The following is a 12,666-nucleotide window of genomic DNA, read 5'->3' as shown; positions in this document are numbered from 1 at the left end:
TCCCGTTTGCCCGCACGCACAGAAAGTGCGCGAAAAAGCGGGTGAACTTGCGCTCAGCTGGTGTGATCAGGCCCCGCAGTGCGGCGAGCGTGAGGGCGCACATCAATCTGTCCAGCATTCTTCAGGTCTGAACGCAGATCGCGAGGAAGCGCGAAAGTCGTCGTCTCCGTCTCTGTTCGCACCTCTTCAACTGTTGGGAAACCGCGTTCTTGCAGCCAGGCGACAACATCGCGTACAAGAATCTCGGGCACCGACGCACCGGAAGTCAGGCCAACCGTCGAGGCACCCTCAAACCATTCTTCTTGGAGTTCCTCGGCCTTGTCGATGCGATACGCAGCGGGCACACCCGATTCGAGCGCGACATCGACTAAACGCACCGAGTTCGAGGAATTCGCCGAGCCCACAACAACCATGACATCCACCAGCGGCGCAATGACCTTCACGGCCCCCTGGCGGTTCTGTGTCGCGTAGCAAATATCATCCGAGGGCGGATCAAGAAGAGCCGGGAAACGCTCGCGCAGGCGATCAACAGTCTGGCGAGTCTCATCAACCGACAAGGTGGTCTGTGAAATCCACACGACCCGCTCGGGGTCACGCACCACCAAGTTGTCGACTTCTTCAGGACTTCCAACAACTTGAATGTGTTCAGGGGCCTCGCCAAAGGTCCCTTCAACTTCTTCGTGGCCTTCGTGGCCCACCAAAATAATGTCGTAATCGTCCTTCGCGTAGCGCACGGCCTCGCGATGCACCTTGGTCACCAGTGGACATGTCGCATCAATGGTTGCCAGGTGTCGCTGCGCTGCGACCTCATGAACCTGAGGGGAAACTCCGTGTGCGGAAAAGACGACGCGCGCGCCTTCGGGGACCTGGTCGGTCTCTTGAACAAAGATTGCCCCGCGCTTGCTTAAGGATTCCACAACGAATTTGTTGTGAACGATTTCTTTGCGCACGTACACGGGAGCGCCGTACAGATCCAGCGCTTTTTCTACGACATCAACTGCGCGGTCAACGCCCGCGCAATATCCGCGTGGCGCTGCCAGCAAGATCTTCCCACCGGCATTTTTTTGTTCGAGGCTGCCCAGCGTCTGGTCGTCAACAGTCATGATTCAACGGTACAGGTAGGCACTAATATCCGCGCAGCCGAAACCACTGATGCTCCTCACACTGGACGCAAATGCTAGGTGCCTGTGTCATGCTTGTTTCGTGCCAGAAAAGATGCCTCCTGCTGCAAAAGCCGCCGATACCACGCGTGACAACCCGTGGCCGCTCAGCAGGCTTACCCAGAACATCAAGATCTACGTGGATCGCATGTCACCGCTCTGGGTTGAAGGCCAAGTCGTTCAATACAACCCGCGCCCGGGCTCGCGCATGGCTTTCTTTACACTGCGCGACACGGAATCTGACACGTCCATGACCGTGACGGCCTTCCCCAATGTCATCACTGCGATTGGTGCCGGTTTTGAGGAGGGCGTGAAAGTCGTTGCCCGCGTCAAGCCCGTTTTTTGGGAGCGCAGCGGAAGCCTCAACCTCCAGGCAGCCGAAGTTCATCTTCAGGGTTTGGGTGACCTGCTGGCTCAAATAGAGCGCTTGCGCCAGCGCCTGGCCGCAGAAGGCCTCTTTGATACAGATCGCAAGAAGCCCCTTCCTTTCCTTCCGCGAGTGATCGGCCTGGTGTGTGGCCGAAACGCAAAAGCTAAAGACGATGTCATCGTCAACGCCAGCGCCCGTTGGCCCGCTGCCCGTTTCGAGGTCCGTGAGGTCGCAGTCCAGGGACAATACGCCGTCCGCGAGGTCACCCAGGCGATCGCGGAGCTGGATTCCCTCCCCCAGGTTGACGTTATTGTTGTTGCCCGAGGCGGCGGCTCCGTTGAGGATCTTCTTCCCTTCTCTGACGAGGCCTTGGTGCGCGCCGCCGCGCAGGCCTCCACTCCCCTGGTGTCAGCTATCGGCCACGAAGGGGACGCTCCCCTTTTGGATTACGTTGCGGATTACCGCGCCTCAACACCGACCGACGCTGCCCGCCGGATTGTTCCCGATCTTGCTCAGGAACTTGATGGCCTTGCTCGGGCGCGAGAAGGAATGCGCAGCGCGATTCAGCGCAGGCTCGCTCAAGAGCGTTACAACCTCGATTTGCTGGTGTCGCGTCCAATTTTCTTAGCTCCTGCTGCAACTTTGGAGCCACATCGAACTTTCATTGACTCCGCTCTCACGTCACTGCGCACTCAGGTCGAGCGTCGCTTGAATTCTGAGCGTCAGAGCATCCTCCAAGCCTCGGCAACCCTTCAGGCTCTCTCTCCTCAGGCGACTTTGGAACGCGGATACTCGATGCTGCGTCTTCCTTCAGGGGAGCTTGTCCGCGACGCTTCGCAAGTTCCTAAGGGAACTCTTGTGGAGGGAATCTTGGCGCAGGGTCGTTTGGTTGCGCAGGTTGTCGGTTCAACGCCCGCTACCCGCGCACCTGATTCCCCACAGTAGCGTCCTCGTTCAGACTCAACTACCACCCATACTTGTCACTACCGGAGGTTCCCATGGCAGAAACAGCCCTTCCTGCACCCGAAACGCTGTCCTACGAAGCGGCGCGTGATGAACTCGTTGCGATCGTCAAGACGCTTGAAAGCGGACAAGCTCCTCTTGAAGACACTCTTGCGATGTGGGAGCGCGGCGAGGCCCTTGCAACGCGTTGCCGTTCCATCCTCGACGCGGCAACTCAGCGCATGCAAGCAGGAGCAGAATCACCCCAGTCCGACCAGTAGACTTCGGGTCCCGCAATCAGCTGGGAATGGTTAGACTTAAAGCGTCATCTGTTAGTGGAACCAGCCAAAGTGGTCTGGAAACAGGAGGAAATATGGACCTCGCAACCGACCCCCACATCCTCTCCATTGGAGAGGCACTGATGGATATCGTTGTCCCAGCGGACAGCCCCGTTCCAACTGCCGAAATCCCGGGTGGTTCACCCGCTAACGTCGCAATGACTCTTGGGCGTCTGGGCCGTAACGTCGGCCTGCAGACGTGGCTTGCACACGACGAACGTGGCGAGATTATTGAAGATCACTTCACGGCCTCGCACGTGGTTATTACCGAGGAATCCTTCGGTGCGGACCACACCCCAACTGCCCTAGCAAAGCTCAACGAAAAGGGCGCAGCGACCTACACCTTTGATCTGGATTGGTGCCCTCCATGCCCGATCCGGGTTTCGACGCAGGCCCGAATCGTTCACTCCGGCTCCATCGCCGCAGTCATCGAGCCCGGTGCACACGCCGTTTTGGATGCCATGGTCACCGCGCGTCAGCACGCGATCATCACCTATGACCCCAACGCGCGTCCCGCACTCATGGGCACCCCCGAGCAGGCTCTCGCTACCGTCAACAAGTTCATCGGCATCTCCGATGTCGTCAAGGTTTCCGACGAAGACATCGCGTGGCTGACCAACGGACGCGAAATCGACGAAGTCGTGCGCGATTGGCTCACAGCAGGCCCCTCACTGATCGTTGTCACGAAGGGCAAGGAAGGCGCAGCAGCCTTCACCTCCAATGGCGTCCGCCGTTCAATCCCCGCCGGAGACGTCAAGGTCGAAGACACCGTTGGTGCAGGCGACTCCTTCATGGGCGGCCTGATCGATGCCCTGTGGTCACTCGGCCTGGTGGGTGCTATGTCGCGTCCTGCTCTGCGCGATTTGGATGCTGCAAAGGTCGACTTCATCTTGCAGCGCGCCGCAACCATCGGTGACATCACCGTCTCCCGCGCAGGCGCGAACCCGCCGTGGCTCTCAGAGCTCGCTGAGTTCCTCGCCTAAGAAAGGTCTCTGAGCGCAAAAAGGCTGATTGGGGGGCTTGAATCCACACGATTCAAGCCCCCCAAAGGTTATTTCAGTCGCAGCGTCCAAGGATTTCCCTCAGTGATAACCGCGCCTGCGCATTTACCGCCCGGGAACCTCGCTGACCTTACTTCCCCATTCGCCTCTCACGCTGCGCATAGGCGCGCAACGCGCGCAGGAAGTCGATCTTGCGAAAATCTGGCCAATAGGTTTCACAGAAGTAAAACTCAGAGTGCGCAGACTGCCAAATCATGAAGCCCGACAGTCTCTGCTCCCCCGATGTACGGATCACCAAATCAGGGTCGGGTTGATCTCCCGTATACAGATGCTCGGCAATATCAGAGTCCTTCAATCGTGAAGCCAAATCTTCAAGGCTCTCCCCGCGCTGGCCCGCATCGCGGATCACCTCACGCACGGCCTCGACAATCTCATGACGTCCGCCGTAGCCGACGGCAATGTTGACGCTCAGCGCGCTTGTGGCGGGGCTTTCCTTTGCGGCCTCACGGAGGGAATCGGCAATATCATCTGGGAGCAGGCGCAGATCCCCAACGATACGCAGGCGCCATTTTCCGGTTTGGCTGAGGGCTCTGACGGTTTGCGAAATGATCGTCAGGAGTTCAGAAAGCTCATCGCTTTGACGCGAGAGATTATCAGTCGAAAGCATCCACAAAGTGACGATCTCGACGCCGACTTCTTCGGCCCACCCAAGAAACTCCGCAATTTTTCCCGCGCCGACTCGGTGTCCTTGGGATGCGGTGAAGCCGATCGACTTCGCCCACCGCCGGTTTCCGTCAAGAATGACTCCGACGTGACGAGGGATTGGGCGCCCCGATAAAGATGCTCGTAAGCGCTTCTCATAGACGTCATAGAGCATGTTCCACTGTGACACTTTCAGTCCCTTCCGCGCGAAAGAGCGTCAATACTGTTTAAGAATATCGCGATTCTCACTCCCCTTGCATATTCGCCCGTGGCCCTAAGTTCCCTCACACCTACCTCCACAAGCGATGATTTTTCCGCAAGATTGGCGTACCCTACGGTGTAGTAAGTTACGCAAACGTAGGTAGAGTTTTCAGAGGAGGCAGCAATGAGAATCGCTTCCCTCAAACCCACTGAGTGGTTCCCCGGGCAGAAGGTTTCCGTCAAACCTCACTTGAGAGGATGGATCCACCTCGTCGCAGCACCGCTCTCCTTGGCAGCATCTATTGTCCTCACCTGCCTCGCTCCCAGCGGGGCAACCAAGTGGGGTTCGGCGATCTACCTTGCGGCCTCGCTGATCCTCTTTGGAATTTCAGCGCTCTACCACCGTTTCTACTGGTCACCGCGATGGGAAATTGTGTGGAATCGCCTCGATCATTCCAATATTTTCCTGCTTATCGCCGGCACCTACACTCCCCTCTCGGTCGCAGTGCTTCCTCACGACCAAGCGGTCACGATCTTGTCAATCGTCTGGGGAGGCGCGCTGGCCGGAATCCTTCTCAATCTCTTTTGGCCGACCGCTCCAAGGTGGCTCGCAACGCTCATTTACGTTGCTTTGGGGTGGGTTGCTCTGTGGTACCTCCCCCAATTCTGGGCGCTCGCGGGACCGGCTGTAGTCTGGCTTCTCTTGGCCGGCGGAATCTTGTACACGATCGGCGCGATTGTCTACGCAACGAAGAAACCCGATCTATCACCTCGCTGGTTCGGGTTCCACGAGATCTTCCATACCTTCACGGTTCTTGCCTGGGCGTGCCACTGCACCGCCGTGTATTTGACAGTTCTGTAAATTTTCCACAGATAGCGCAAAATCCACATTTCCAGACTGAAGGCTGCTAGGCTGGCAAATCTATAGAATCAATGCGAAGGCCGACGCCCGTCGGCACATGTCGGAGGCATAAGTAATGGCTGATACCCAATGGCTGACTCAAGCTCAGTATGACAAGCTCCAGGCGGAGCTCACGGATCGCGTCGAGGTGCGTCGTCCTGAGATCGCTCGCCTAATCGACGCGGCTCGCCAAGAAGGCGATTTGCGCGAGAACGGCGGTTACCATGCCGCTCGTAACGAGCAGTCCCTCAACGAGACCCGTATCCAGGCACTCGAAGAAATGCTGCGCAACGCTGAGGTTGGCGAAACCCCCGCTGATGATGGAATCGTCGAACCCGGAATGGTTGTCACCGCTCTTGTTGCAGGCCGCGAGCAGAAGTTCCTCCTAGGTTCCCGCGATGCCGGCGGCGACCTCGGAGTGCAGGTCTTCTCTTCTCAGGCTCCTCTGGGCGCAGCAGTGATGGGACACCGCAAGGGTGATACCCTCACCTACGAAGCACCCAATGGCCGCGAGATCACCGTTGAAATCTTAGATGCAACACCTTTCGTTGGCTGAGTAAAGCCAAACGCATTGTGGGGGCTCCGGAGTTGAACTCCGGAGCCCCCACAGTTTTACGCATTCAGCCAAAACGATGCGCGTTCAGCTTCAATAAGCATCACGCATCACTGTCTTCTTCATCCGTTTCAGCGCTCTGCTCGATTTCATCAGCGACACGCGTCCCCACGCTATCGCCCGGCTCTGCAGTGCCAGCAGTGACCATGCGTTCACTCAGCTCTTCGTTGACGGCGTAGGTGTGCGCATCGACTGCTTCCCCTGCGAGAAGGGGAAGATCTTCACCGTAGGAATGAGCAATCAACGCATCGAGCGTCCCCGGTGCCCCTCCTGGACGATCAAGCTTTGTCGCTAGGGCAGGCTCGGGATCGTGTCCATGCAGGTAGAGCACAGTGGAGTTAATGAAGGCTGCGATCGGGATGGAGAAAATCGCTCCCGCGATTCCCGCAACCATCGAACCCGCCGTCACACCGAGCAAAACAACCAGAGGGTGCAAGGACACGGCGTTGGACATGAGAAGCGGTTGAAGGAGGTTCCCCTCGACTTGCTGGACCAGCAAGATAATGACCAGCATGATCAGACCGACGGTGAATCCCTGATCCACGACAGCGACCAAGACTGCGATAATTCCCGAAACCAAGGAGCCGATAATCGGAATAAAAGAGCCGAAAAACACCAAAACGATGATCGGGATGACCAGTGGGACGCCCAAGAAATAGGCACCGATACCAATGCTCAGCGCATCGATGAAGGCAACTTGCATCTGCCCGACCACATAGCCGCCCATGCTTGCCCACCCGCGAATTGCGGCCTCGTGAACGGGTTCGCGGGCGCCCTTGGGAAGCAAACGCACGAACCACACCCAGATGTCGCGACCGTCTTTAAGGAAGAAGAAAAGGCAGAAGAGAGCGATCACCGAACCGGTAGCGACAGAAATAGCTGAAGACGTCGCGTTCACCGCGCCGAAAATCAGTGACTGCGCGTGGGATTGAACCCAGGCGACAATCTCGGACTGCAAGTTTTCCAGATGTGAATCGATACCGGAGGTGTCGATCCCCAACGGGCTGGTGCGCAGCCACTCGAGGAGCGTAGTGAGGCCTTCGTTCGCACGGGTGAGCAGTGAGGGAACCTGTGAGAGGATCTGAGCTCCAGCGGTCGACAGCGCTGCACCTACAACAACCACAGTGGCAAGCAAACCACTAAGGGCAGCGAGGGCACGCGGGAAGTGAGCCTTGCGGTGAAGCCAGGACACCATCGGGTTAAGGAAGACCGCAAGAAGAAGCGCAACTGCGATCGGAACGATAATCCCGTAAACGAAGGTCATCCCATAAATCAGCAGGGCAACCGCCGCGACGACGACGATCGCGCGCCACGCAACCGCCGCGCCCACGCGCAGGGACCAAGGCACAGCCTCGGAAGCATCTCGGCTGGTGGGCTCATCCTCAACGACAACGCGAACGCGCCTTTGTCCATCCCCCTGAAGATGAGAGCGCCGCTCTTGAACGCGGCGCCTGATCTGCCCAAGAGGTTTCAGAAGTGACGAGGCCAAGCTCGAGCTGGATCCTCCTCCCCTATCCGAACGGCTGGGGCGTTGATCGGGGGCTGATGCTGCTTGCTGCGCATCCTTTTCGCTCATGCTTAGCCTCGTCTTTTCAGTTTGTTGGCTCAGGCGACACCGAGAATATCGGTGACGAAAACAAGGGTATCGCCGCCGCGGATCCCAGCCTGAGGAACACCGCGCTGACCATAACCGTATTCGGAAGGAATGGACAGCAGGACGCGCGAACCTACGCGCTGGCCAATGAGTCCCTCGTCCCAACCGCGAATGACCATTCCCACGCCGATTTGGAAGCTCAGTGCAGCACCGCGGTCGTAGGAGTTATCGAAGACGTTTCCATCCCAGACTTGCCCCAGGTAATGGCAGTGGATGGTGTCTCCAGCTTCGACGACCTGGCCATCGCCCTCATGCAGGACCTCAACGAGCAGCTCATCGCTGGGGGTGGAATCAGTAAATTCCAGAGTAGGCTTACGGCCAAATTCACCTGTCACTATTAGGTTTTCCATGGTTTCTCCTTTGGGAAGTACTGCGATAGAGGATTGAGTTATTCAATGAGGCATCCCGAAGGATGCAGAAGGGGCCACGCTCGAGCGAGCGCGACCCCAACTTGTTAGCGACGAGACGCCAAGATCGAAAGAATTCGCAGGATTTCGACGTACATCCACACGACCGTGACCATGATGCCGAAGGCGCAGTACCACGCGAATTGCACGGGAGCACCTCGCTCAACGCCCTGCTTGACGGTATCGAAGTCACCGATCAAGGCCATGGTTGCAAGAACAACGGCGATGAGGGAGACAACCACGCCCAGCGGAATGCCCTTGACGTAGATCGTGTCGATGGGCGCCATCGCTCCGAAGGCCACCAAAACTGCATTTGCGATGCGAGTCAGGAGAAGCGCCAAGATTCCGATCAAGGTGAACTTCGCGAGCTTGGGCGAATTACGCACCTTGCCGGAAGTGAAGAGGACAAGCGTAATTCCCGTAACGGCAAGGGTTGCGATGAATGCCTGAGCGACGATGCCCGGGTAGGTCATTTCCATGAAGGAGGACAAGGCACCCAGCGAGACACCTTCTGCGAAGGCGTAAGCCATGATGAGCCCCGGGCGAATGGTCTTCGAGAAGGAATTCACCATTGCCAGAATGAAAGCGATAAGCGTCCCCAGTCCCATAGCGACAACGCCCAGCATGGGGTTCGTTGCAGCGAGGAACCACGCAGGAGCTGCACCAAGAAGCAGGATAAGGAAAGAGATTCCAGTCTTCATCAAGGCATCGTCATAGGTCATGCGACCGCGATCAACCGCGTCTGCGGAAGGCGCCTGGTAGGCCTGCTGGAGGTCGGCATACACGGAGGGGTCAACGCTGGGGGCGCCAGCGTAGCCGCCTTGAGCCTGGGCCCCATAGGTCGAGGCCTGGGGCTGAGCATAGGGGTAGCGCACGGGATCAACAACGGTTGTCCCGGGAGCTTGAGCATTCGTGGGCTGGTAGCCGGGCATTGCCGGGTAGCCCGCGGGAGTCGAATCGGTGCGAGACCAGTCTCGCTCCATCTTTGAGAACACGGGGTTTGTCATGAGATTTCCTTTCCCTCGGTTCAGTATCTATTGAGTACCCCCAGTCGGACTCGAACCGACAACACACCGATTTTAAGTCGGTTGCCTCTGCCAATTGGGCTATGGGGGCGTCGCCGCTAGCGACGAGCCAGCATCGAAAGCGCGATACCGTCAAGGATATCGTGTTCGGAGACGTGGGCGCCCACTATTGGGTGGTTTGTATTCTCGCAGCGTAGAGTAACGCGGTCCATGACGCGTTTCCAGATCAGGGCGCCACCTGCGATGACGTCCGCGCGTCCCTCTGGCATGAAGCCTAGGGCAGCCTTGACCGCCAGTGGTTGCTCGAGCATGAAACGGACCGAGGCATCGGTATCCGCGTGGCTCAGAAATGCGCCGTCGATCTTTTCCGGCTGGTACGAGGCCAAGCCCAGCGCGTGTGCGGCGATCGTTGTGATNCCGCCGCGACGACGACGATCGCGCGCCACGCAACCGCCGCGCCCACGCGCAGGGACCAAGGCACAGCCTCGGAAGCATCTCGGCTGGTGGGCTCATCCTCAACGACAACGCGAACGCGCCTTTGTCCATCCCCCTGAAGATGAGAGCGCCGCTCTTGAACGCGGCGCCTGATCTGCCCAAGAGGTTTCAGAAGTGACGAGGCCAAGCTCGAGCTGGATCCTCCTCCCCTATCCGAACGGCTGGGGCGTTGATCGGGGGCTGATGCTGCTTGCTGCGCATCCTTTTCGCTCATGCTTAGCCTCGTCTTTTCAGTTTGTTGGCTCAGGCGACACCGAGAATATCGGTGACGAAAACAAGGGTATCGCCGCCGCGGATCCCAGCCTGAGGAACACCGCGCTGACCATAACCGTATTCGGAAGGAATGGACAGCAGGACGCGCGAACCTACGCGCTGGCCAATGAGTCCCTCGTCCCAACCGCGAATGACCATTCCCACGCCGATTTGGAAGCTCAGTGCAGCACCGCGGTCGTAGGAGTTATCGAAGACGTTTCCATCCCAGACTTGCCCCAGGTAATGGCAGTGGATGGTGTCTCCAGCTTCGACGACCTGGCCATCGCCCTCATGCAGGACCTCAACGAGCAGCTCATCGCTGGGGGTGGAATCAGTAAATTCCAGAGTAGGCTTACGGCCAAATTCACCTGTCACTATTAGGTTTTCCATGGTTTCTCCTTTGGGAAGTACTGCGATAGAGGATTGAGTTATTCAATGAGGCATCCCGAAGGATGCAGAAGGGGCCACGCTCGAGCGAGCGCGACCCCAACTTGTTAGCGACGAGACGCCAAGATCGAAAGAATTCGCAGGATTTCGACGTACATCCACACGACCGTGACCATGATGCCGAAGGCGCAGTACCACGCGAATTGCACGGGAGCACCTCGCTCAACGCCCTGCTTGACGGTATCGAAGTCACCGATCAAGGCCATGGTTGCAAGAACAACGGCGATGAGGGAGACAACCACGCCCAGCGGAATGCCCTTGACGTAGATCGTGTCGATGGGCGCCATCGCTCCGAAGGCCACCAAAACTGCATTTGCGATGCGAGTCAGGAGAAGCGCCAAGATTCCGATCAAGGTGAACTTCGCGAGCTTGGGCGAATTACGCACCTTGCCGGAAGTGAAGAGGACAAGCGTAATTCCCGTAACGGCAAGGGTTGCGATGAATGCCTGAGCGACGATGCCCGGGTAGGTCATTTCCATGAAGGAGGACAAGGCACCCAGCGAGACACCTTCTGCGAAGGCGTAAGCCATGATGAGCCCCGGGCGAATGGTCTTCGAGAAGGAATTCACCATTGCCAGAATGAAAGCGATAAGCGTCCCCAGTCCCATAGCGACAACGCCCAGCATGGGGTTCGTTGCAGCGAGGAACCACGCAGGAGCTGCACCAAGAAGCAGGATAAGGAAAGAGATTCCAGTCTTCATCAAGGCATCGTCATAGGTCATGCGACCGCGATCAACCGCGTCTGCGGAAGGCGCCTGGTAGGCCTGCTGGAGGTCGGCATACACGGAGGGGTCAACGCTGGGGGCGCCAGCGTAGCCGCCTTGAGCCTGGGCCCCATAGGTCGAGGCCTGGGGCTGAGCATAGGGGTAGCGCACGGGATCAACAACGGTTGTCCCGGGAGCTTGAGCATTCGTGGGCTGGTAGCCGGGCATTGCCGGGTAGCCCGCGGGAGTCGAATCGGTGCGAGACCAGTCTCGCTCCATCTTTGAGAACACGGGGTTTGTCATGAGATTTCCTTTCCCTCGGTTCAGTATCTATTGAGTACCCCCAGTCGGACTCGAACCGACAACACACCGATTTTAAGTCGGTTGCCTCTGCCAATTGGGCTATGGGGGCGTCGCCGCTAGCGACGAGCCAGCATCGAAAGCGCGATACCGTCAAGGATATCGTGTTCGGAGACGTGGGCGCCCACTATTGGGTGGTTTGTATTCTCGCAGCGTAGAGTAACGCGGTCCATGACGCGTTTCCAGATCAGGGCGCCACCTGCGATGACGTCCGCGCGTCCCTCTGGCATGAAGCCTAGGGCAGCCTTGACCGCCAGTGGTTGCTCGAGCATGAAACGGACCGAGGCATCGGTATCCGCGTGGCTCAGAAATGCGCCGTCGATCTTTTCCGGCTGGTACGAGGCCAAGCCCAGCGCGTGTGCGGCGATCGTTGTGATGGTCCCGGCTACGCCCACCACGCCTCTAACGCTGGAGAAATCAACGACCTCTTCGGCCTCGTCAAGGCGGGCGTCAATCCACTCGCTGGCCTGGGCCTGGACCCCATCGGGAATCGGCTGATCGCTTGCGCATCCTGCAAAGAATTTCTCGGTCACGCGAACGGAGCCCATATCGGCCGAATATGCCGCATCAACGCCCTTACCTAGCGTACCTACGACCATTTCCGTTGAACCGCCGCCGATATCGACGACCAGCACCTTCCCGCGATCGTAGGCGTGCACGCTGCTTGCAGCACCGGTGAAAGACAAGGCGGCTTCTTCAGTTCCGGGAACAACTTCCGGGTAGACACCCAGGAGTTCTTTCACCGGCTCAATGAAATCCTGGCGGTTTTCGGCGTCACGCATTGCCGATGTCGACACGAAACGAATGTCCGTTGCCCCCAGATTGTCAATCATCCGCTTGTATTCGCGCACAGCTGCGAGGGTGCGTTCAATTGCCTCAGGAGCGAGGTGCCCCGTGCGGTCAACGCCCTGTCCCAAGCGCACGATCCGCATTTGTCGGGTGAGATCGTTCAAGGTGATGTGCTCACCCATGGTTTCGCCGTCTGCAACAAGAAGTCGAATTGAGTTCGTTCCACAATCAATTGCCGCTACCCGCGTCATGGTTCCGTTCTTTCTGGGGAGTTCGCTATTTCTAGAAATCGACACGCACCACGC

The 12,666-nt window shown here is 58.1% G+C and carries 13 protein-coding genes, 2 tRNA genes and 1 pseudogene; 5 read left to right on the top strand and 11 right to left on the bottom strand.

Translation table 11 applies throughout. The annotated features are described in order from the left end of the window. Window positions 1-53: 53 nt before the first annotated feature. The gene (locus BQ8011_RS04025) at window positions 54-1,103 is read right to left on the bottom strand and encodes a 4-hydroxy-3-methylbut-2-enyl diphosphate reductase (protein WP_072457525.1); all 1,050 of its coding nucleotides are present in this window, start codon (window positions 1,101-1,103) and stop codon (window positions 54-56) included. A gap of 112 nt (window positions 1,104-1,215) precedes the next feature. Here BQ8011_RS04025 and xseA point away from each other — a divergent pair, with 112 nt between their 5' ends. The 3 genes from xseA (at window position 1,216) to BQ8011_RS04010 (ending at window position 3,793) form a co-directional block, all read left to right on the top strand. Then, entirely contained in the window at window positions 1,216-2,475 is a 1,260-nt protein-coding gene (xseA, locus tag BQ8011_RS04020) for an exodeoxyribonuclease VII large subunit (protein WP_072457523.1), read from the top strand. Window positions 2,476-2,528: 53 nt separating this feature from the next. Continuing rightward, complete coding sequence (locus BQ8011_RS04015) at window positions 2,529-2,753, top strand: exodeoxyribonuclease VII small subunit (protein ID WP_072457521.1); 225 nt, start codon at window positions 2,529-2,531, stop codon at window positions 2,751-2,753. A 92-nt stretch (window positions 2,754-2,845) separates the two neighbouring features. After that, a complete protein-coding gene (locus tag BQ8011_RS04010) occupies window positions 2,846-3,793 on the top strand; it encodes a carbohydrate kinase family protein (RefSeq protein WP_072457519.1) in 948 nt (315 codons plus the stop codon). A 148-nt stretch (window positions 3,794-3,941) separates the two neighbouring features. Here BQ8011_RS04010 and BQ8011_RS04005 read toward each other — a convergent pair whose 3' ends face one another. Next, on the bottom strand, window positions 3,942-4,703 hold the full coding sequence (locus BQ8011_RS04005) for an isoprenyl transferase (protein ID WP_072457517.1): 762 nt from the start codon (window positions 4,701-4,703) through the stop codon (window positions 3,942-3,944). A 195-nt stretch (window positions 4,704-4,898) separates the two neighbouring features. Here BQ8011_RS04005 and trhA point away from each other — a divergent pair, with 195 nt between their 5' ends. Together trhA and greA are read left to right on the top strand one after the other, a co-directional pair. Beyond that, window positions 4,899-5,576, top strand: coding sequence for a PAQR family membrane homeostasis protein TrhA (trhA, locus tag BQ8011_RS04000; protein ID WP_072457515.1), 678 nt, complete (start codon window positions 4,899-4,901; stop codon window positions 5,574-5,576). Window positions 5,577-5,691: 115 nt separating this feature from the next. Then, entirely contained in the window at window positions 5,692-6,171 is a 480-nt protein-coding gene (greA, locus tag BQ8011_RS03995) for a transcription elongation factor GreA (RefSeq protein WP_034502055.1), read from the top strand. A 100-nt stretch (window positions 6,172-6,271) separates the two neighbouring features. On the opposite strand, the gene BQ8011_RS03990 is transcribed toward greA, so the two are convergent. The 9 genes and pseudogenes from BQ8011_RS03990 to BQ8011_RS03950 form a co-directional block, all read right to left on the bottom strand. Then, window positions 6,272-7,804, bottom strand: a complete 1,533-nt coding sequence (locus BQ8011_RS03990) for an AI-2E family transporter (protein ID WP_072457513.1) — start codon at window positions 7,802-7,804, stop codon at window positions 6,272-6,274. 29 nt (window positions 7,805-7,833) lie between these two features. Further along, entirely contained in the window at window positions 7,834-8,232 is a 399-nt protein-coding gene (locus BQ8011_RS03985) for an FKBP-type peptidyl-prolyl cis-trans isomerase (RefSeq protein ID WP_072457511.1), read from the bottom strand. 104 nt (window positions 8,233-8,336) lie between these two features. Continuing rightward, on the bottom strand, window positions 8,337-9,296 hold the full coding sequence (locus BQ8011_RS03980; protein WP_072457509.1) for a Bax inhibitor-1/YccA family protein: 960 nt from the start codon (window positions 9,294-9,296) through the stop codon (window positions 8,337-8,339). Window positions 9,297-9,331: 35 nt separating this feature from the next. After that, window positions 9,332-9,405 (bottom strand) — tRNA-Leu (locus BQ8011_RS03975). 7 nt (window positions 9,406-9,412) lie between these two features. Then, window positions 9,413-9,736 (bottom strand): annotated as a pseudogene (locus BQ8011_RS03970) (exopolyphosphatase); the annotation flags it as partial. Between the two features lie 316 nt (window positions 9,737-10,052). Then, complete coding sequence (locus BQ8011_RS03965) at window positions 10,053-10,451, bottom strand: FKBP-type peptidyl-prolyl cis-trans isomerase (protein ID WP_072457511.1); 399 nt, start codon at window positions 10,449-10,451, stop codon at window positions 10,053-10,055. Between the two features lie 104 nt (window positions 10,452-10,555). Then, window positions 10,556-11,515 (bottom strand): Bax inhibitor-1/YccA family protein, encoded by a 960-nt coding sequence (locus BQ8011_RS03960; protein WP_072457509.1) that lies wholly within the window; start codon window positions 11,513-11,515, stop codon window positions 10,556-10,558. 35 nt (window positions 11,516-11,550) lie between these two features. Continuing rightward, window positions 11,551-11,624 (bottom strand) — tRNA-Leu (locus tag BQ8011_RS03955). A gap of 7 nt (window positions 11,625-11,631) precedes the next feature. Further along, window positions 11,632-12,612, bottom strand: a complete 981-nt coding sequence (locus BQ8011_RS03950; RefSeq protein WP_072457508.1) for a Ppx/GppA phosphatase family protein — start codon at window positions 12,610-12,612, stop codon at window positions 11,632-11,634. Window positions 12,613-12,666: the final 54 nt, after the last annotated feature.

This window comes from Actinomyces marseillensis (assembly GCF_900155605.1).
Taxonomy (GTDB): domain Bacteria; phylum Actinomycetota; class Actinomycetes; order Actinomycetales; family Actinomycetaceae; genus Pauljensenia; species Pauljensenia marseillensis.
The sequence above is the reverse complement of the archived record's forward strand: the minus strand, read 5'-3'. Positions and strand labels throughout refer to the sequence as shown.

What these genes read in the sequence shown, in the direction of transcription:
- BQ8011_RS03980 (WP_072457509.1), bottom strand. Translation starts at nt 9,296, where the DNA reads ATGACAAACCCCGTGTTCTCAAAGATGGAGCGAGACTGGTCTCGCACC.
- BQ8011_RS03990 (WP_072457513.1), bottom strand. Translation starts at nt 7,804, where the DNA reads ATGAGCGAAAAGGATGCGCAGCAAGCAGCATCAGCCCCCGATCAACGC.
- BQ8011_RS04015 (WP_072457521.1), top strand. Translation starts at nt 2,529, where the DNA reads ATGGCAGAAACAGCCCTTCCTGCACCCGAAACGCTGTCCTACGAAGCG.
- BQ8011_RS03985 (WP_072457511.1), bottom strand. Translation starts at nt 8,232, where the DNA reads ATGGAAAACCTAATAGTGACAGGTGAATTTGGCCGTAAGCCTACTCTG.
- xseA (WP_072457523.1), top strand. Translation starts at nt 1,216, where the DNA reads ATGCCTCCTGCTGCAAAAGCCGCCGATACCACGCGTGACAACCCGTGG.
- trhA (WP_072457515.1), top strand. Translation starts at nt 4,899, where the DNA reads ATGAGAATCGCTTCCCTCAAACCCACTGAGTGGTTCCCCGGGCAGAAG.
- BQ8011_RS03960 (WP_072457509.1), bottom strand. Translation starts at nt 11,515, where the DNA reads ATGACAAACCCCGTGTTCTCAAAGATGGAGCGAGACTGGTCTCGCACC.
- BQ8011_RS03950 (WP_072457508.1), bottom strand. Translation starts at nt 12,612, where the DNA reads ATGACGCGGGTAGCGGCAATTGATTGTGGAACGAACTCAATTCGACTT.
- BQ8011_RS03965 (WP_072457511.1), bottom strand. Translation starts at nt 10,451, where the DNA reads ATGGAAAACCTAATAGTGACAGGTGAATTTGGCCGTAAGCCTACTCTG.
- BQ8011_RS04025 (WP_072457525.1), bottom strand. Translation starts at nt 1,103, where the DNA reads ATGACTGTTGACGACCAGACGCTGGGCAGCCTCGAACAAAAAAATGCC.
- greA (WP_034502055.1), top strand. Translation starts at nt 5,692, where the DNA reads ATGGCTGATACCCAATGGCTGACTCAAGCTCAGTATGACAAGCTCCAG.
- BQ8011_RS04010 (WP_072457519.1), top strand. Translation starts at nt 2,846, where the DNA reads ATGGACCTCGCAACCGACCCCCACATCCTCTCCATTGGAGAGGCACTG.